At 45.4% G+C, this 19,438-nt stretch carries 19 protein-coding genes; 6 read left to right on the top strand and 13 right to left on the bottom strand.

The window, feature by feature from the left end; translation table 11 throughout:
- Positions 1 to 54: 54 nt before the first annotated feature.
- Positions 55 to 915: a glutathione-dependent disulfide-bond oxidoreductase gene (gene yghU / locus ACQEXP_RS05285; protein WP_426968628.1), complete on the bottom strand. Its 861-nt coding sequence runs from the start codon at positions 913 to 915 to the stop codon at positions 55 to 57.
- 203 nt (positions 916 to 1,118) lie between these two features.
- Complete coding sequence (locus ACQEXP_RS05280) at positions 1,119 to 1,766, bottom strand: HAD family hydrolase (RefSeq protein WP_426968626.1); 648 nt, start codon at positions 1,764 to 1,766, stop codon at positions 1,119 to 1,121.
- Between the two features lie 284 nt (positions 1,767 to 2,050).
- Here ACQEXP_RS05280 and ACQEXP_RS05275 point away from each other — a divergent pair, with 284 nt between their 5' ends.
- A complete protein-coding gene (locus ACQEXP_RS05275) occupies positions 2,051 to 2,926 on the top strand; it encodes an NAD(P)-dependent oxidoreductase (RefSeq protein WP_426968624.1) in 876 nt (291 codons plus the stop codon).
- A gap of 305 nt (positions 2,927 to 3,231) precedes the next feature.
- On the opposite strand, the gene ACQEXP_RS05270 is transcribed toward ACQEXP_RS05275, so the two are convergent.
- From ACQEXP_RS05270 to ACQEXP_RS05240, 7 genes are all read right to left on the bottom strand, one after another.
- Positions 3,232 to 4,263: an NADP-dependent oxidoreductase gene (locus ACQEXP_RS05270; protein ID WP_426968623.1), complete on the bottom strand. Its 1,032-nt coding sequence runs from the start codon at positions 4,261 to 4,263 to the stop codon at positions 3,232 to 3,234.
- A 76-nt stretch (positions 4,264 to 4,339) separates the two neighbouring features.
- A complete protein-coding gene (locus ACQEXP_RS05265) occupies positions 4,340 to 4,924 on the bottom strand; it encodes a TetR/AcrR family transcriptional regulator (RefSeq protein WP_269374997.1) in 585 nt (194 codons plus the stop codon).
- 174 nt (positions 4,925 to 5,098) lie between these two features.
- Entirely contained in the window at positions 5,099 to 5,416 is a 318-nt protein-coding gene (gene yqfB, locus ACQEXP_RS05260; RefSeq protein WP_269374996.1) for a N(4)-acetylcytidine aminohydrolase, read from the bottom strand.
- Positions 5,413 to 6,609 carry a DEAD/DEAH box helicase gene (locus ACQEXP_RS05255; protein ID WP_138971105.1) on the bottom strand — a complete coding sequence of 399 codons (1,197 nt, stop codon included), beginning with the start codon at positions 6,607 to 6,609 and terminating at the stop codon, positions 5,413 to 5,415. The genes yqfB and ACQEXP_RS05255 overlap by 4 nt, the downstream gene beginning before the upstream one ends.
- A gap of 109 nt (positions 6,610 to 6,718) precedes the next feature.
- The gene (locus ACQEXP_RS05250; protein ID WP_426968621.1) at positions 6,719 to 7,186 is read right to left on the bottom strand and encodes an OsmC family protein; all 468 of its coding nucleotides are present in this window, start codon (positions 7,184 to 7,186) and stop codon (positions 6,719 to 6,721) included.
- 141 nt (positions 7,187 to 7,327) lie between these two features.
- On the bottom strand, positions 7,328 to 9,007 hold the full coding sequence (locus ACQEXP_RS05245; protein WP_426968619.1) for a pseudouridine synthase: 1,680 nt from the start codon (positions 9,005 to 9,007) through the stop codon (positions 7,328 to 7,330).
- Positions 9,008 to 9,083: 76 nt separating this feature from the next.
- Positions 9,084 to 9,485 carry a hypothetical protein gene (locus ACQEXP_RS05240; RefSeq protein WP_426968617.1) on the bottom strand — a complete coding sequence of 134 codons (402 nt, stop codon included), beginning with the start codon at positions 9,483 to 9,485 and terminating at the stop codon, positions 9,084 to 9,086.
- Between the two features lie 171 nt (positions 9,486 to 9,656).
- Here ACQEXP_RS05240 and ACQEXP_RS05235 point away from each other — a divergent pair, with 171 nt between their 5' ends.
- Positions 9,657 to 10,526, top strand: a complete 870-nt coding sequence (locus ACQEXP_RS05235; protein ID WP_426968615.1) for a LysR family transcriptional regulator — start codon at positions 9,657 to 9,659, stop codon at positions 10,524 to 10,526.
- A 52-nt stretch (positions 10,527 to 10,578) separates the two neighbouring features.
- Here ACQEXP_RS05235 and ACQEXP_RS05230 read toward each other — a convergent pair whose 3' ends face one another.
- On the bottom strand, positions 10,579 to 11,352 hold the full coding sequence (locus ACQEXP_RS05230) for a siderophore-interacting protein (protein ID WP_426968613.1): 774 nt from the start codon (positions 11,350 to 11,352) through the stop codon (positions 10,579 to 10,581).
- 93 nt (positions 11,353 to 11,445) lie between these two features.
- Entirely contained in the window at positions 11,446 to 12,030 is a 585-nt protein-coding gene (locus tag ACQEXP_RS05225; RefSeq protein WP_426968612.1) for a LysE family translocator, read from the bottom strand.
- Between the two features lie 144 nt (positions 12,031 to 12,174).
- Here ACQEXP_RS05225 and ACQEXP_RS05220 point away from each other — a divergent pair, with 144 nt between their 5' ends.
- The 4 genes from ACQEXP_RS05220 (at position 12,175) to ACQEXP_RS05205 (ending at position 17,177) form a co-directional block, all read left to right on the top strand.
- A complete protein-coding gene (locus ACQEXP_RS05220) occupies positions 12,175 to 12,615 on the top strand; it encodes an Lrp/AsnC family transcriptional regulator (RefSeq protein WP_269374989.1) in 441 nt (146 codons plus the stop codon).
- A gap of 178 nt (positions 12,616 to 12,793) precedes the next feature.
- Entirely contained in the window at positions 12,794 to 13,789 is a 996-nt protein-coding gene (locus tag ACQEXP_RS05215; RefSeq protein WP_426968609.1) for a porin, read from the top strand.
- 286 nt (positions 13,790 to 14,075) lie between these two features.
- The gene (locus ACQEXP_RS05210) at positions 14,076 to 15,704 is read left to right on the top strand and encodes a methyl-accepting chemotaxis protein (RefSeq protein WP_426968608.1); all 1,629 of its coding nucleotides are present in this window, start codon (positions 14,076 to 14,078) and stop codon (positions 15,702 to 15,704) included.
- 426 nt (positions 15,705 to 16,130) lie between these two features.
- Positions 16,131 to 17,177, top strand: coding sequence for a GMP reductase (locus tag ACQEXP_RS05205; RefSeq protein WP_138971115.1), 1,047 nt, complete (start codon positions 16,131 to 16,133; stop codon positions 17,175 to 17,177).
- A gap of 117 nt (positions 17,178 to 17,294) precedes the next feature.
- Here the strand turns inward: ACQEXP_RS05205 and ACQEXP_RS05200 are convergent, their stop codons facing one another.
- Positions 17,295 to 18,326: a phage integrase gene (locus tag ACQEXP_RS05200; RefSeq protein ID WP_426968606.1), complete on the bottom strand. Its 1,032-nt coding sequence runs from the start codon at positions 18,324 to 18,326 to the stop codon at positions 17,295 to 17,297.
- Positions 18,327 to 18,682: 356 nt separating this feature from the next.
- Positions 18,683 to 19,429 carry a hypothetical protein gene (locus tag ACQEXP_RS05195; RefSeq protein WP_426968604.1) on the bottom strand — a complete coding sequence of 249 codons (747 nt, stop codon included), beginning with the start codon at positions 19,427 to 19,429 and terminating at the stop codon, positions 18,683 to 18,685.
- Positions 19,430 to 19,438 lie beyond the last annotated feature (9 nt).

Raw genomic sequence — 19,438 nt, 5'->3', positions numbered from 1 at the left:
CAAGGATGTGTACTTTCTATATCGCATTCCCCACATCATCCTGCACCAGTTATCTTACTCTGGCTTTAACGCCATGACTTTATCGATATCCTCTGCACTATGGCGTTCGAGCACTTGTTCCCACTCTTCACCAAATGGTCGGTTTACAATACGTCCACGCTGTACGGCTTGACGAGATTCAATCTGTTTGGCCCAACGGACCACATTGGTGTAACTCTCTACCTGTAAGAACTCAGCCGCGTTATACAATTTGCCTAGTACTAGGTTTCCATACCATGGCCAGATTGCCATATCCGCAATTGTGTACTCTTCACCAGCGACAAAGGTGTTGTTTGCCAACTGCTTGTCCAGTACGTCTAACTGACGTTTTGCTTCCATCGCAAAGCGGTTAATTGGGTATTCTTGCTTCTCATCGGCATACGCGTAGAAGTGGCCAAAACCTCCACCCAAGAATGGAGCGGAACCTTGCGCCCAGAACAACCAGTTGAAGGTTTGAGTACGGGCAGGTCCACTTTGTGGTAAGAACTTGCCAAATTTTTCTGCTAAGTGAACCAAAATTGACGCCGATTCAAACACGTTCTCAGGTGTTTCGCCTGAATTATCGACCAACGCAGGTATCTTAGAGTTCGGGTTTACGGCAACGAATCCTGAAGAGAACTGATCGGAATCCCCAATCTTAATTAGGTGCGCATCATACTCCGCCTCTTTAATGCCAAGGGCGAGCAACTCTTCCAATAAAATGGTGACTTTTTGGCCATTTGGAGTGCCTAAAGAGTAGAGCTGAAGGGGATGTTCGCCAACAGGCAGTTCCCTTTCAAATCGAGCCCCTGCTTCTGGGCGATTAATATTTGCCCACTGGTTGCCTGAGCTAGGTTCGTTCTTCCAAACTTTAGGTGGTACGTATTGAGTTGTCATTGTCGTTCCTTATTCGGATTGCGTTCAATACTATTATTGGGTCTCTTTTGGAGATAAAAACCCTAAGTATCAAACTGCCTATAGAACGCTTAGTTATTGAAAATTGGTAAAGGGTATAAGGGCGAGGTGCTGTATCCGACAAGATGGTCGACGATGAAGTCGCGAGTAAGCCAATGAAGAGAGATGCTTACTCGCTGTCGAGATTACTGCTGTTTTAAATCGGCTAGGGCATCATGCAGTGATGGCAGGATATGGTGGCCAAGGGCGATCACATCCTCACTAGGTTCAAGCAGATCTGGAATTTGATAGGTAGTCATTCGCGCTGCCACTGCACTACGTACACCATTGTTTGAGTCTTCAAACGCGAGACACTGAGTCGGGTCTACTCCCAAACGCGTTGCGGCAAGTAGGTAAATCTCTGGATCAGGTTTGCCATGTGACACTTCGCAACCACAAGTCAGGCTATCAAAATACTTATCGAGGCCTGCCAGTTTAAGTTTAAAAGTCGCGACATCCTTATGTGTTGAAGTGGCGACAGCCGTCGGAATCTTGTGGCTTTTTAGCCACTCAAGTAGCTCTATGACGCCATCTTTGACAGGTATTGCCTGATGCTTGACGATAGCGTTGTAGTTGACTCGCCACTCATCGTGCACAGTTTGGTAGTGCTCGCCATAAGCCTGACGAAAGATCTTCTCAATGGTTGCAGAGTTACAACCGATAATCGATCGGTAAACCTCTTCATGGAAAGGTTGATGGGTTGTGGCGCAGGCCTCTTTGAAGACGCGCATACAGACACGTTCAGTGTCGAGTAAAAGGCCATCCATATCGAAGATAGCGGCTTGATAATTCATGTGACAACTTATTAAACATGGAAGTAACTGCGTTGATTCTGGCACAATTAGCCAAGTGAGTAAAAGAGCATATCAATGATATCTCAACAATTTTAATCGCCTCCGCTGGGGCGATTTGTTTTGTAAATGGATAAAGGTTGTTCGTTAATCAGACCTTATCGTTACAAATAATGCTTAGTTCGCGTACTTTCCGAATGTGAACAACAGTTCGTTTCAGAAGTTAATTTGTCTGCCATTGTTTAGTACACTGGCAAAACAACAATCTATAACAGAGAGATAGAGTCATGAGCAACAAAGTCGCCTTCATCGGATTAGGAGTGATGGGCTACCCAATGGCGGGTTATCTTAGCAAAGCGGGAAACCAGACTAAGGTGTATAACCGCACATCGGCTAAGGCAGAGCGTTGGGCTGAAGAGTATCAAGGAACAGCGTGTGCGACACCGAGAGAAGCCGCGCAAGATTGCGATGTGGTTTTTGTCTGTGTTGGTAACGATGATGACGTACGCAGTGTTGTTTACGGTGAAGATGGTATATTGGCGGGACTAAAACCAGGAGCAGTATTGGTTGACCATACGACGACGTCGGCAGAGTTGGCGATTGAGTTGGCAGATGCGGCGAAAGAGAATGGAAATGCCTTTATTGATGCCCCTGTTTCTGGTGGGCAAGCAGGCGCAGAAAATGGCGTATTAACCATCATGTGCGGTGGCGATCAGAGTGTTTTCGATGCGGTATCCCCAGTGATGGATGCCTATGCGAAACAAGTCAGCCTGTTTGGTGAAAACGGGCAGGGGCAGCGCTGTAAGATGGTTAACCAGATCTGTGTGGGTGCGGTATTGCAAGGCCTCAGCGAAGCCATTTTGCTTGCGCAGAAAACGGGTCTTGATGTTGAAAAGGTAGTTGATACCTTAAAGCATGGCGCCGCAGGATCATGGCAAATGGAGAATCGCGCGGTTACTATGGCTAACGATCAGTTTGATTTCGGCTTCGCCATCGATTGGATGCGTAAAGATCTTGGGTTCTGTCTTAAAGAAGCAAAACGAGTTGGTATCGAGTTGCCTCTGACTCAAGATATTGACCAACGATACGCTCAACTGCAAAAAGATGGCTATGGCCGTATGGATACTTCTGTATTGATTAAAGCACTAGGCAAAAATCAGTAAAAAATAAACAGCTCTTTGGTGTCAAACAGTCTAAAAAAATCGAAGCTTTTCATGGTTCACCCCTCATTGATCCTACAGAGCAAAGCCAATAGAGAGGTGCTATATGCACCTCTTTTCCTATTTGGTTTCATCAATAAATTTAGTGTAGGTTTTGCTGGATTGCCAAATTTTATCGTCAGGTAAATAGCGCGGATTTGAAAAGAGAGTTGAGGACGGTTTGGGTTGGATTCGAAACAGCAAAAAGGGCTCACCACAGTGAGCCCTTTATTGGCATGATGTTTTAGTGTTTTATCACTACGTTTAGATCAAAGTGCAGCGTTGGTTTGAACAACGAGTTTACCGAAGTTTTTTCCTTCCAGTAGACCGATAAAGGCTTGTGGTGCGTTTTCTAGACCTTCAACCAGATGCTCGCGGTAGTGAATTTTACCTTCAGCTAACCATTGCCCCATGTCTGCTGCAAATTCGCCATAGCGGTGAGCGTAGTCGTCGAAAATGATAAAGCCTTGCATTTTAATGCGTTTGATCAGCAGTTGACCCATGAGCATTGACATGCGGTCTGGTCCAGCAGGCAGTTCTGTCGCGTTGTACTGAGAAATTAATCCACACAGAGGAACACGAGCGCTGGTATTTAGTAGAGGCATTACTGCATCAAATACTTTGCCGCCAACGTTCTCGAAATAGATATCAATACCCTTATCACACACCTTTGCTAGCTGCTCGGCGAAATCGTCGGCCTTATGATCAATACATTCATCAAAGCCTAACTGTTCTTTAGCGTAACGGCATTTTTCTTCGCCACCAGCGACGCCGATAACTCGACAGCCCTTTAGCTTACCAATTTGACCAACCATAGAGCCTACTGCGCCAGTCGCAGCTGCAACGACTAGAGTTTCTCCCGCTTTAGGCTGACCAATGTCTAGCAGCCCCATGTAAGCTGTGAAGCCTGGCATACCCATAACGCCTAACGCATAAGATGGATGAGAAGGTGCTTTACCCATCTTAATGAGACCTTCGCCATTTGAAATGCCGTAGTCCTGCCAACCAGTAAAGGCGAGAACCCATTCACCGACTTCAAAGTCAGGGTGGTTGGATTGCTCTACCTGACAAACGGTACCGCCAACCATCACCTCACCCAACGCAACAGGATCGGCGTAAGATTTAGCATCGCTCATACGTCCACGCATGTAGGGATCAAGAGAAAGGTAAACACTGCGAAGTAGCATTTCGCCTTCGGCAGGTGTTGGTTTATCGACATTCTCAAGACGGAAGTTACTGTCGACCGGAGCACCTACCGGTCTAGAAGCGAGAACAATGCGGCGATTCGTTGAATTAGTCATGGGTAGTTCCTTATTATTAGACCAGTCGTCTAGTTAGTATTTCAAAAAATCCCGCCGTGTAAAGTGGCGGGTATTATTAACTGTTTAAAAGTTGTTGAGTCGCAATGTAGCAAGATTCCAGATTGCGGCCATCTTGATGTAATTTGTTCAATAAACTTGCCCCAAGCCATTGCTGATAGAGCTGACGTGCCATTTGATCAGCATCACGACGGTGAATTGAACCATCTTCAATACCAGATTGAATGCACTTGGCCAGCAACTGAACTATCTTTTCTGCACCCGACGCCAACTTTGACCCCATAGGTTCTGATAAATCCGATACTTCAGCACTTAGCTTTACCACCAAGCACTTATTGGCGTTACACATCCCGTTGTCGACATCTAACCAACGTGAAAAATAATCAAGCAGGCGTTCACGGCCTGTTGCCTTGTCATTCGACAATAAGTCACCGACTCGTGTCAGATAAGTTTTGAAGTACTCTTCAATAAGAGCTTCTCCAAACTGTTCTTTTGATTTGAAGTAGTGATAGAAAGAACCTTTAGGTACATCTGCACTTTTAAGCAGTTCGGATAGGCCAACCGCAGTAAAGCCTTTAGCGACGACCAATTGGTAGCCTACTTCGAGTATATGTTGACGAGTGTCTTGGGTTTTAGCGTTCATGGCGCTACTATATTTTAAATTAGACCAGTCGTCTAGTTTTGTTTTTCGCGACATATAAAAGGACTTGCTGAGGGGATGGCCGAACGAACAGGGCAATAATGAACGAAAAGGTGGAAACCAAGATTAACTGGATGAGAATACGCAGGCTACCGTTGGTTGCCTGCGTTAGGTCTCTTAAACGAGCTCGTAACTGATTTCGAAAAGGGTGTCTGTATCGGGGTAGATCTCCCTAATCAGTGCTTTGAGTTTTGGGAGTTCAATGTACTCCTGCTCGGCATGGAACTCGTTGATATCATCAAAGTGGAGTGGTTTAACCGACAGTATCTTTATGTTGCAGACTTTTTGGTCAGTTTCTAAGGTGTACACTTCCACTTCTGTTCCTGGAACATAATGGGACTCAGACTCATCACGGATGGTAATGGTCTTTTTTCCCGCCGTGATCAACGGAGTCAGAAACTCAAAAAAGGTAATTTTAGTTGGCGCGTTCATCAATTATCCTTTTGTTGGCGTTTGTGTTTTGGCACATAGTTTAAGATTGAAATCGGCACTGGCTTACGAGGTTCAAAACCTTCTATTTCACGGCGCTCAATCAAGTGACCTAAACGAGATTCGATCATGCAAAGGTTCTTGAAGTTATCTTTCGAGACAAATGAGATCGCTTCACCTTGCGCATCCGCACGACCTGTACGACCTATGCGGTGAACATACTCGTCTGCTGGGAAAGGTAGGTCATAGTTAATGACTCTCGATAGCCCTTCAATATCAATACCGCGAGCGCCGACGCCTGTCGCAATCATGTATTTAATTTTGCCTGCTTTGAAGTCAGCGAGTAGTTGTGAACGTACCGCCTGACTTCTGCCGCTGTGGAATGCTTCAGCAATGATGCCGCGCTTTTCAAGCTGTGATGCCAACTTGGCTGCGCCATGTTTAGTTTCGATAAAAATCAGCGCCTGATCCCAGTCATTCTCATTGATCAGATGACTCAGCAGCGCTGATTTTCTGTCTTTGTCTACCGTTATCAGCCATTGCTCTATGTTTTTCTTTGATGCTTGGTTGGCCGCAATAGAGATTTCATACGGGTCATGAACCGCGGTTTTAGCCAGATCGCGCACCTTGTTCGACAGGGTCGCCGAAAACAGGAGATGCTGAATATCGGTAGGCAAACGATCGAGAATCTTGTTGATGTCTTCAATGAAGCCCATGTCGAGCATTCGGTCAGCTTCATCGAGTACCAACACTTCGACTTCATCGAAATGCACTGCGCGTTTGCCATACATATCAATTAGGCGGCCTGGTGTTGCAACCAGAATATCGACACCATCGATTAATGCTTGTTTCTGGCTACTCTCATCGACGCCACCGTACATAGCGAGAGATGTGAGAGACAGATTCTTACTATAATCTTGTACCTTTTGCTCAACTTGCATTGCAAGCTCGCGGGTAGGAGCAAGGATTAGAGCGCGAATACGTTTCTTACGCTGGGTTTGCCCTTGACTGAGCTTTTGTAAAATTGGCAGAACAAAGCTGGCGGTTTTACCCGTTCCCGTCTGTGCCGCAGCGATAAGGTCATCACCACGTAAAATTACTGGAATCGCTTGTTGTTGAATTGTAGTTGGCTTGCTGTAGCCAAGTTGAGAAATCACGTCGGTGATCGGTTGGCTCAGGCCAAGTTTGGAGAATGGCATGGTTACACTCAGGTTTTTTATCGTAGTGGGCGTTTACCCCATAATTGACGCTGAGTGTAGCATGAAGTGTGTCATTTTGATTAGCTTTGTTTCTCTCGCTTTACTGCCTCTAAGCAAGGATTTCAGTGGTTATCTCTGTTTTGACTGAATTCGCAATGAAGCAGTGTTGATGAGCAAGGTGATGGAGTTTTTGCAACTGCTCAAACGTTGGTTGCTTGTCTCCGACGAAAACGATGCTGGGTCGCAGAATCACTTGTGTCACGGAGCTTCTTCCTTGCGAGTCTTCTTCCATATAGCCAACAGCGTGATCAATGTACTGGTCGATAACGTAGCGCTGTTTGGCCGCTATGCCAAGGAAAGTCAGCATGTGACAACTGGAGATTGCAGCGATGTACGCCTCTTCAGGATCAACGTTTTCCGCCACTGAAAAGGGCAGGGGTACAACATGAGGTGAAGATGAGGCGGGAACGACGACTCCGCCATCAAACTCCCAAGTGTGGCCTCGGCTGTATTGATTGTCGTTAAAGGGCTCTTGCTCGCCACGTTGCCATTTAACCGTAGCAGTGTAATCAGACATATTTGAACATTCCTTGTAGGCTGGCTTTAAGACACTGTCTTACACTGATTACGTTGAGGTCTGAACCCTTAGATAACAAAAGCCTGACTAGACTCACAGCATTGACCGTTTCGAGTCCGCGTAATGAGTCCTGTCTGCGAGTTAAAACTCGGCCGGTGCTGAGAAGGTTAGTCTCTCTTTGCTATAAGGGTGGTCAAACTCCAACCGCTCTGCATGTAGATGTAAGCGATCTGCTTTCTCACCATATAATCCATCACCCACCATAGGCAGGTTTAGTCCGAGATGGTGTGCACAGTGAACTCTAAGTTGGTGAGTGCGTCCAGTTTTCGGATAGAGGTAGAGCTTGCTTCGCCCGTCAGTGGTGCTGATTTTTTCCCAGTAAGTTTCAGCGGGTTTGCCATGCTCAAAACAGACCAATTGGCGAGGTCGATCAACGGGATCCCCTCGCATTGGTAGATTTATCTGGCCGTTCTCTTGGTCAACACTACCTTCGAGCAAAGCGACATAGCGCTTATGCACACTGCGGGAGATAAACTGTTTCTGGAGGCTTTTGTTGGCGCGTCTAGTGAGTGCAAAAACCAGCAATCCCGATGTGGCCATATCCAATCGATGGATGACAAATGGACCTTCTGCGTCGGGATAACGCATTTGTAAGCGTGTATAGGCAGAGTCAGAGATGGTCTTGCCTGGCACGGAAAGTAGGCCCGAAGGTTTGTTCACGACGACTAACGCTTCGTCTTCGTATAAGATTTCCAACTCTTTGTCTTGAGCCCAGCTCTCTTCCAGTGGGTTGTCGTCAACCAGTAAGCCTTGCAACATGTGACCTAATATTGGTTGGCACTTGCTATTGCATGATGGATAGAACTTTGCGTGCTGTCGAATTTCCGACTTAGGAGAGACTCCCCACCAGAATTCAGCCAGCGCTAATGGTTTGAAGTTGTGCTTAAAGGCGTAATGTAACAACTTTGGTGCCGCACATTCGCCAGCCCCTGCGGGTGGGGTCGGACTCGTCGTCGGCGCAAAGATTGCAGACAGAGACTGTTGTTCTCCATGAGCATTAAGAAAACGGTATTGATTGAACAGTTTGTTTTGCAGGGTATTGGACAACTGTTTTCTCTGTTGCTTGAGTTGTTCGAGTGACGTCTGCAAGACATCAAGCGCTGCTTTGATCGCCGCGATTCTTTCTTCCCACTCTAACTTGAGGTATTTGAGCTTGTTTTTTTCAGCGACACTCTCTTTGCCTAACTCGACTAACAGCGCATCGAGCTCTGCTCTACTCAATGTTTGTTCGCCGCGTTCGCGTTGCATTTTACGCGCTGCTCGGCCAGCGATAATGGCTTGACGCTGTTGATGTTCTTCGCTCTGATAGTCTTGCTGTAATTGACTTAACGTCTGCCTAAGCTCTATAAGACGGGGGTTGGATTGCTGCTGGGAAACCGCACTATTGATCTCAGTTATATTAGCTAGATCTGAACGAAAGAAACTTTCCTCTGCCAGCATGTCAAACACAGGTGGTACAAAGCCTGGTAGTAGATTTTGGTCTGCGATCTTGCCAGAAAAAGCAGAGAGATAACCAATTTCACCTTGAGGAGACTTAACCAGTAGAACGCCAAACATTTTACCAGTTCCTGCTGCATCACCGTCGATGCCAAAGTTATGTTGCCATTGCTTTTGGGTCGTCAAGTGTTGTTGCAGTTGCTCGGCAGCTAGCACGCACAATGGGTGCGGTTGATAGTAAAACGGAAAGGTAAATTTCTCGGGTAGTGAATAATGATCGATATCAGTGGAGAAACGGGTAAATAGATCTTGAGGGTGGTGCATTAGGGTATTCACTACAGGTAAAAACAACTGGCGTGATTTTACCTGTTTGCGTCTGGAATGCTAGCGCAGTGAGCGGTTAGCGGACGTAATTGATGTTCGCACTGACGTACCAATGTTGCACTGTACCGTCTGGTCTTTCGATCCAAAGGTCATTATCAAGAAACTTAACTCGCCCATTGATCGAGAGCGATAATTTGTTGTCATCAACCTTATTCACGGTAATAAATGGGTCAGACGTGATCAAAAAAGGCTCTGAGTCTGAGACGCTGGCTGATTGGTCGATAAGGAAGAAGTGGTTCAACTTACCTGCTTGAGGATCGGTTGATATCGCTTTGTGACCGACCAGTTTGTAGCCATCACCAATGGATTGATTAAGGATTTCGTTGCCGAGACGAACATGGGTGGGGATGAACACCCATGCTAGCACGAGCGCGATTGTGATGATGAGTATACTCAGTGACAGTTTGACTTTAGACATTTTCAGTCGCTTTTGGAATCGGAACAGGAGGTCATGTTATCACAATCGAGGCGCGTTTTTTTGCTTTGAACTTATCCTGCTAAACAATTCACAACTTCAAATCTTGTGAGATTATTGTCTTTTTTGCAATAATTGACCGCCAGATACCCTTGAATATTGCAGAGTGAGAAGATGGCGAATTGGGAAGGAGTCAGTGAGTTTGTCGCGGTGGCGGAGACACACTCATTTACGGCGGCGGCAAACAAACTGGCGACTTCAGTTGCGCAGGTCAGTCGACGTATTTCTACGCTAGAGGAACGTTTGGCCGTTAAGCTATTTAACAGGACGACTCGTAAAGTCACCCTCACCGAAGCAGGACATGTTTATTTCCAGCAATGTAAGCATCTTGTTGAGGGTTTAGAATTGGCTGAACTGGCGGTCACTCAGATGCAGTCAACGCCGAAGGGATTGTTAAAAGTGACCGCCCCAGTCACCTTTGGCGAGCAAAATTTAGCGCCTTTGTTGCATCAGTTTTTGGAACAGTACCCACAGGTCGATCTGGAGCTTATGCTGACCAACCAGAAGCTGGATCTTATTGAGATGGGCTTTGATGTGGCGATCCGCCTCGGTCGTCTACAAGATTCAAGTTTGATCGCAAAACGTCTCTCAAGTCGGCAGTTATACGTGTGTGCTAGCCCGAGCTACCTAGACAGGTTCGGAGAGCCTCATACATTATCTGAGTTAACTCGCCATCAGTGCCTCGTGGGATCAGTAGATTACTGGCGGTTTAGGGATGCAAAGAGCGAAAAATCAATACGCGTTACAGGCCGAATTCACTGCAATTCAGGCTATGCGCTGCTTGATGCGGCGAAACGAGGGCTAGGTTTAGTTCAACTGCCCGACCACTATGTTCAACAAGCTTTGGACGAAGGTGAATTGATCGAAGTATTGACGGAGTATCGAGATGAACGCGAAGGTATTTGGGCGCTTTATCCACAAAACAGAAATCTATCGCCTAAAGTTCGGTTGTTGATTGATTTTCTCGCTGAGAAGTTGGTTTGACGGTTCACTCATGAACAGATTGAGGGAGAAATTCCCTCAATCTATATCCCAGTTAGTTGTCGTGCTGTTCCGCATCCTGACGTTTAATCACTTTGTGACCATCTTCTGCAACGCCTTGTTTCCAATAACTACTGATGTAGATATGTTCTCGTTCTACCTGTTTTTCATTTCTAAAGTACTGGCGTAGCGCTCGCATAGAGTCAAACTCACACGCGCACCAAACGGAAGTTGTACCTGCATGCCAAGGCAAAGAACGTACAGTGTCGACTAACGATTCGTTTTCGAAAATCCATTTAACGTCAAAGTGAGTTGGTGTCTGAATCGGCTGAATATCGAGCTCTGAAACAACCTTGATCACAGCATAGCCTTTTGCATCATGCGGTAAACGGCGGATCTTAGCGGATAGTGCTGGCAGCGCGGTCATATCGGCGGTCATAAAAAACCAGTCCGCTTCTGTATTCATATCTTGAATCGCACCTGGACCCGCGATAGAAATGCTTTCACCCACTTTGGCACTCATTGCCCATCGAGCGGCAAATCCGCACTGTAGATCCTCAGTAATATGTTTAACAAAATCGACTTCAATCAAACCGTTATCGGCGTCAAAGCGGCGGATGGTGTAAGTGCGCATGATAGGGCGATCGCCTTCGCTCAGCGAGGTGAGATCAGTGCCACCTGATGGTGTAAACAGTAATTTGATGTAGCTACCTTCACAATCGGCAGGGAAATCAGCAATCGCATCACTCTGAAGAGTAATGCGCTGCATGTTGGGAGTGATGGATTCAGTCGCTGAAATGGTTACTTGTCGTGGAGATGGCTTTTTCATATCTTACTCGATAATTGTTCGTATTCGCGTTTAAGATTAACAGTACAATTTCAAGTTAGATAGCATCTTTAAGTAAATTTACATTCAGCCCAACTAGATCATCGGCAGGGTTGAGGCGACCAGCAGTGTCGCCATCGCGATATTAAAACTTCGGATACGAAGTGTACTGGTTAGCCAACGTTGTAACTCGCGTCCCGCCAGTATCCAAAAAGTACCAGAGGGAAAGTTCACGATTAAAAAGGTACTTGATATGATCATTAGCTCAAACCAACTTCCACCATTGCTATACAAGGTGACGGAACTGAGGGCCATTGACCAGCCTTTGGGGTTGACCCACTGAAAGCTTGCTGCGGCAAGAAAGCTCATTGGTTTAAAGTCATCGACTGTTGATGCTCTACCACTTAATGCGATCTTAAGCGCCAAATAAGCCAGATAGGCCAAGCTGACGTATTTCAGTACCACATGCGCTGTTGGATAAGCTTCAAATACCTTGGTCAAACCGAGGCCGACAAGCAATACCATAAACGCAAAGCCAAATGCTATCCCGCACATGTGTGGAAGCGTGCGCATATAACCCACATTGGCACCGGAAGTCATCAACATGATGTTATTGGGGCCTGGAGTAAAGGTCGAGACAAAAGCAAATAAAATGAGAGCACTGAGTTGTTCAAATTCCATGAGAGTTCCTAATTGCAAAGTGATCGCAACAAAGTTGCGTGATGAGCTTCTCTTGACCGGTCAATGGCTATATTAGGTGGAATAGTGAGCAATTTTGTGTTTTTATTCGAATCTAATTGGTTATTTGCACAATAAAGGGATGAAATGGATCGTTTTGACGAAAGGATATTGCACGAGCTCAAATCAGACGGAAGAATCTCCAATGTTGAACTCGCGGAGCGTATTGGTTTATCGCCGTCAGCGACGCTGAGACGGGTTCAGGAGTTGGAGAAGCAGCGAGTCATCAAAGGTTACCGTGTGATTCTGGATAACAGCCGCCTTGGTATCGGATTTATTGCTTATGTTTCAATCGGCTTAGCTAGCCATAGAAAGCAGGCTCAGCAAGAGTTTGAACAGCATGTGCGTTTTGTCGATGAAGTCGTGGAATGCCACAACATTACCGGGGCCAACGAGTATTTACTCCGAGTAGAAACCAAGGATTTACCAAGTTATAAAAAGTTTCACGCCGATGTGTTAGGTGAGTGTAGGCACGTTCAGTCAATTACCACCATGGTGGTGATGGACTCTCCTAAAGACAAACGTTAGCGATCAGTTTTATCTCGATAGGGCAGGTCTTGTTTGGCATGTCCTGTCACATTACTTCCATTATTTCGCCACTTAACCGTCATGGTTCAGCCATCAAAGCGTCACGCCGGCACATTAATTTATCTCGCATTGACCCATTCGAGCTTGAAGCTCATTGAATATTAAAAGGTAACGTAAGATGAAATTAGCAGTGGCAGCGTCTGCAGTATGTGCAGCATTGGTATCAGGATCTTCATTGGCAGCGACCGTTTACAAGGCAGAGGGTACCGAATTTCAAGTCGGTGGACGTGTTGAGTTTAGAGGTGACTTTATCGGTACCTCAAAAGGGGCTGAAATTCAGGGCACGATGGATGACAGTACTCGTGCTCGTCTGAATTTAAAAGGGAAGTCTGAAATAGCCCAAGGCATGACAGCATTTGGCGTGTACGAAGCAGAGCAAGACACAGGCAAAAACGAATTTGAAAACCGCTATATGTACGCAGGAGTCGATTTTGATGGTCATGCCTTATCGTTTGGTCGTCAAGATATGGCGTCTGTCATTGTCTCTGATCTAACGGACATCACCGAATTCTCTGGGATCCAGCAGGTAAATAATTCATCAAGCGACAAGCAAGACAGTGTGGTTGCGTATCGCGGAGCATTTGAATCTTTCAAACTACAGGCGACCTACCAAGCCAATAGTGCAGAAGACACGGATGGCTATGGTATTTCTGGGATCTATTCTGCGCCGTTTGGGTTGGATATTGGTTTAGCATTTTCGGCTGCAGATCTAGGTAAAGGGCTAGGCAGCCAATCACAAGTACTTGGTGGTCTCGGCTATACGCTAGACAATCTTTATCTTGGTGCCACTTACTCTATTGGTGATCTTGATGATAAAGCGACAGGGACGGACGACAAAGAGTTCACCGCCTTAGAAGTGGTGGCTCAATACAAGTTTACCAAGCAGTTTTCCGCTGCGTTGCTTTATACCAATCAGGAGAACAAGCAAGCAAATGGTAGTAAATATGATGATACTGATGGTGTAGAGCTGGTCGGTTATTACAAATTCAACAGTAATTTCCGTACCTATGTTTCTTACTACTCTAATGGCGTAACGTCGACAGATACGAACGCCGACGGATTCAAAGATACGGGTGAAGATACTCTACGCCTTGGAGTGCGCTACGATTTTTAATCGCAGAATTGCCTGAAGATTCTGTGGTAATGGCCAAGCTTAGCTTGGCCTTTTTTGGCTAAGTGTCCTAGTTTAATACAACTTTTAAAGTCATCTAAATGCATATGTTCTATAGTCGGGCTGCATATAATTGCGTCTGAACCTAGAGTATTGGTCAGGACATACTGCTGCCGAAAAAGCACCTCACTCCAGTCAGACACTATTACTTGAAATGCTTTAAGTCCTTTTTTAGCCAACGCGAGCTAATAACAAGTAAGGGCAAGCTTAGACTGACAAAGAGTGAATTATGCAGCCATCATTAAATAATTTTTCGATCCGAACTCAGGTTTTGTTACCTGTTCTTTTTACCGCCCTAGCACTAATTATTGCGTTATTTATCACCAAGAGAAGCATTCTAGCGGAAGAAGCCGTGGTCAATGAAATCATCGAATCACTGATGTTTTATACCGAAACGTTGGATGAGCTTGACGAAGAGGTATACACACTCAGGCTCAGTGCGTTAAACGCTATCTATGGAAGTGAAGATCACAATGATTTCCATATCAAATTGGATCAAGGAAGGTCCGCTATTGAGGCAAAGCTAACTCTGATTGATCAGCGGGGAACATTTGTCGATCAGGTGAAACCGGTTCGCGATGCGCTGAAAAACTATATAGCGCAGTCTGAGCGAGTGACGGAATTTACTAACGCGAAAGAGTTAGGGCAGTTGAGTAGAGAGGAATACAACGACTTTCTTCGCAATTATCGTCAAGCGGGCGATGAGATGGTGATTGTCGCTGATCAGCTTTCACAACAAATTACGACCTTCGCAAGTGAGTTTGTCGAGATGAGAACGGCGCAAAATGTAAAAGTAAAACGACTGACGTTTATTTTGGTGCCTTCGGTATTCGGCTTATCGCTTTATGTCGCATGGGTTCTGTCAGGCATGATCGTTCGCCCAATCCTCAACCTGCAAAATGTCATGCGCCAGTTAGCACAAGGTGACTTAACAATTCGAGCTGACGCAAAGGGCAAAAACGAAATCTCAAAGCTAAGCAATGACGTTAATCTAACGGCGAAGCAATTCCATTCGATCGTCGGTACCTTAACGAACATTAGTGACGAAGTTGCGAGTGCCTCGACAGTACTGGCTAAGGTTATGACCCAATCAGAGTCCAATGCAGAGAAAGAACTGGCAGAAATCGAACAAATTGTTTCTGCTGTCAAAGAGCTATCAAGTGCTGCCGACAATGTCAGTGCTAACGCTCAGCAGGCCGGTCTAACGGCCCAAGAAGCCGATTCGTTGGCGAAGTCTGGGCAACAAGTATTTGAACAGAGTCATGAGGAAGGTGTGAAAATGGGCAAAGTACTCAATGACGCAGCGAACGTTATCATGACTCTGAAGTCTCAATCAGATCGGGTGAATGACGTGATTGAAGTGATTCGCGGTGTCTCCGAGCAAACTAACTTACTGGCGTTGAATGCAGCGATAGAAGCGGCGCGAGCAGGAGAAACTGGGCGCGGTTTTGCTGTTGTCGCTGATGAAGTACGAAAATTGGCGGCGACAACACAAGACTCCACAGTAGAGATTCAAACGATCATTGAAGAGCTACAGAAACAGTCGAATCTCGCCAATGAAAGTATGCAAAAAAGTTTGGATATGCTAGAGAAAAGCAGCCAACTTACTAATCAGGCTGACGGAGCATTGCTGGGTATTACGCAAACCGTCACCAGTATTAATGCTGTAAATGCGCAGGTGGCAACAGCGGCGGAACAACAGTCTCACGTTACCCAAGAAATCAATGGCAACATGGCGAATATGTCCGAATTGGTGAATCAAAACGTGTTAGGGATTTCTCAAAGTGCCACCGCAAGTGAAGCGCTTTCTGATCTTGCAGAGAAACAAAAACAACATTTGTCGTTCTTCAAACTGTAGTTTTTGGGCTTTTTAGGTAAATAATCACCAATTTTTTTAATCAAGAGGCGAAAAATAGTTGAGCTCTACACCACTGTTTTTAATCAAAACGAGACATCGAATCGAACATTTAGTTTATAGGTTGGTTTAATTGCCCATGTAAAGGATTGCGCAAACGTTTGTGTGATTGTTATTAAGTGTTTGTTTTGAAAGGATAAGTGGTATTTAGGACGTGAGCTGCCATCGGCTAGGTATGCAACTTAACCGAACTGTAGCATAAAAATTTTGAAAATATCAGTCTTGCGAGAAATAAATCGCGACCTATAATGCTGAAAACCGGAGCGTCTGCCAACGCTCCGGTTTTTTTGTGTCCGAAACTCAGTAAAACGTCTGCCAACGTTTACCGAAAACGCACGACACGTAAATTTGCTTACAGGAAAATTTATCATGCGTATCGAACAAGAACTTAAGTTAGGCTTTAAAGATGTACTATTCCGCCCGAAGCGTTCTACTCTTAAAAGTCGTTCTCAAGTTGAGTTAACCCGTGAGTTTACATTCAAGCATAGCGGTCGTCAATGGTCTGGTACTCCAGTCATTGCTGCCAATATGGACTCGGTAGGTAGCTTCGAAATGGCAAAGGCGCTCGCTGAACACGGTGTTATGACTGCCGTTCATAAACACTACTCAGTAGAACAGTGGGCTGAGTTTGTAGAATCTGCGGACCAAAAAACACTAAACAATGTGTTTGTTTCTACTGGTACTTCTGATGCTGATTTCGAGAAAACAAAAGAGATCATGGCGCTTTCAGAAGAACTTATCTTCATCTGTATCGACATCGCGAATGGTTACTCAGAGCATTTAGTTGAGTACGTAGAAAGAGTACGTGCGGCATTCCCAAACAAAGTGATCTCTGCTGGTAACGTTGTTACAGGTGATATGTGTGAAGAGTTGATTCTTGCTGGTGCGGACATTGTGAAAGTGGGTATCGGCCCGGGTTCAGTATGTACAACACGCGTGAAAACGGGTGTTGGCTACCCACAACTTTCAGCAATCATTGAGTGTGGTGATGCGGCGCACGGCCTTGGCGGTATGATCATCGGTGACGGTGGCTGTTCATGTGCGGGTGATGTGGCGAAAGCATTCGGCGGCGGCGCAGATTTCGTTATGCTAGGCGGTATGCTTGCAGGTCATGAAGAGTCAGGCGGTGAAATCATAGAGAAAGATGGTGAAACCTTCATGAAATTCTACGGCATGTCTTCTCAGTCAGCGATGGACAAGCACTCAGGTGGTGTTGCTAAGTACCGCGCAGCTGAAGGAAAAACCGTACTATTGCCATACCGCGGTAGCGTTCACGGTACTATCTCAGACATCCTTGGCGGCGTACGTTCAACCTGTACCTACGTAGGCGCAGCAAAGCTTAAAGAGCTAACGAAGCGTACTACCTTCATCCGCGTACAAGAGCAAGAGAACAACGTATTCGGTAAAGAGAAGTAATCGATCACTTCGGAAAATTCGAACTAATAAGAGCCGCTTTTTGCGGCTCTTTTTTTGTCTAAAAATCACCAAGTGGCGACAAAGTGGCGACAGAGAATTTATTTTTGTGGCGACAGACTACAGATTAGTGATTGGATTATGAGTGATTGCTTCTGAAAGGTGATCGGGTGCGAAGTGTGCATAACGCATCGTCATGCTGATATCGGCATGGCCTAGAATGTCTCTCAGTACAAGAATGTTGCCACCATTCATCATAAAGTGGCTGGCGAAAGAATGGCGAAGAACGTGTGAAGCCTGGCCCGAGGGGAGAGTAATGCCAAGTTTATTCTTCAGAATGTAGCAGAAGGGCGTGTAGCACTCTTCAAACAACTTGCCAGCAGTTGGCTTATGGATCTCGTTATATAGCTCTTCAGAGATAGGCACAGAGCGATTCTTCTTAGTTTTTGTGTTGGTATAGGTGACTTTGTATTTAGTGAGCTGAGAGCCGTTAAGTTGCGCTGCCTCATTCCAACGTGCTCCGGTGGCCAGGCAAAGTTTCACAATCTTGAGCATATCCTTGCGATTGTGTTGTGCAACTAGTTGAAGCAACAGGGATATCTGTTCTTTGTGTAAGAAAGCCATGTTGCGTTCGTGATCTTTAAATGGTTTTACTTCTTCTACAGGATTGGGCAGCTTCCATTCACCTAGTTCCTTAAGTTTACTGAATACGGCTTTAAATCTGGCGAGTTCTGAGTTGAGTGTCGCGATACTCGGTGCGGCTTTTTGCCACCTGTCGTCGACAAAACTAATCTGGCCATGCATACGCTGACTACGAAATTCTGAATACAACTTGGCATTGAGAAGGGGAGCAACTGGATTACCCATAGTATCTGACATCTTGAGTAGTTTGCTATACACCACAGCACCATTAGCCAGTGTGACGCCGTAGCGTGTAAACCAAATCTCGATAAGTTGAGTAAGTCTACGGTGGTCGGGTTTATCGCCTTCCCAGGGCTTGTCTTCTATCTCTCTTGTTACAAAGCGCTCAAAAGCGGCGGCTTCGCCTTTAGTCGCGAATCGCTTTCTAACTCTCTTGCCCTTACGGCCATTGAGGTAACACTCGCAGAACCAGGGTTTTTTCGACCCATCTTTTAAGTTGCGGATAGACATAAATAAAACACACCAGTGCTGTATTTTTTACACAGGTTAATAGGTCGCTCGATATCAGGCAATGTTTGAATGTTGAAAAACGAACATGTGGGAAGTGTATCGCTTAAGGTCTGACGTTAGTTCCAATGATGCTGGAACCGAAATCGCAAACTGCGCTAGGGTGTTAAGCGCAGTGTAAACCTCCCCTAATTAGTTGCGCCCATAATTAGAGGTTTCGGCTTGTTCATTCTTCATTAAATATTCCCATGGTGTCAGATCGTTGAGGGCATCATGGGGAAGTTTACAGTGGAAAGCCTACTCCTCGAAGCCTGAAGTGTGTGTCCCTTTAAGCTTCCCTTTAAGCTCTAGATCTGACACTACGCAAACGTCGCTATCGCCAATCCGACTAGCGCAATCAAAGGGAACAGTAAATCTAGAGTTCTTAAGTCTCTAGTCATATTCAAGAAAGTAGAGTAGAGCATGAGTAGCTCTAACTCTCTGCGTACTCTAAAGCTAGTCTTGTGTCCGTGGTAATATATATAGTCATCTTCTGGAATAATATCTGGGCCTCGATATATACTCAATCCCCAATGCTTATCGTTCAACTCTTGGTCTGAAAGATACTTTCTTGTAGTACTGAATGCAGGGTGCATAGCGACCTCAACATGCCGCATTGTGTTGTTGATGTCGTAGCACAGTTTAAAAACTTCAGTGACGGTATCAGGGTCTTCATAAGTTTCTATTTTGATAACGTTATAAACACTATTGTTACCTTGCGAAATAGTGTAGTAAGTATCTTTATCAAGTAGGAATTTATAAACGAATTGCTTACCCCAGAATGTGTTCTGTAGACCCCAGGCAAGACCACCTTGTAGAATCTCTTTGATTAGTTGACTATTGGCAAGAATATAACGGCATATCGCGTATATCACTAATCCCCAGTAGAGATAACTTAGCCTTTCCAAGTGTTCTAAATTGATTTTAGGAAACCAAGGTATAGAAATTTCTGTTCCAACGAATTTTACACCTAATAGATGTTTGATTAAGCCAACCAGAAATAGGGTAAGCAGACCCTTTGATGAGGCAGTAAAACCGTGATCTACGAATTTATCAATTGGGCTCAATTTGAATAA

The organism is Vibrio sp. TRT 1302 (genome assembly GCF_050113875.1).
In the GTDB taxonomy this organism is placed as follows: Bacteria; Pseudomonadota; Gammaproteobacteria; order Enterobacterales; family Vibrionaceae; genus Vibrio.
Note: the sequence above shows the minus strand (reverse complement) of the source record. Positions and strands in the feature narration are given on the sequence as shown.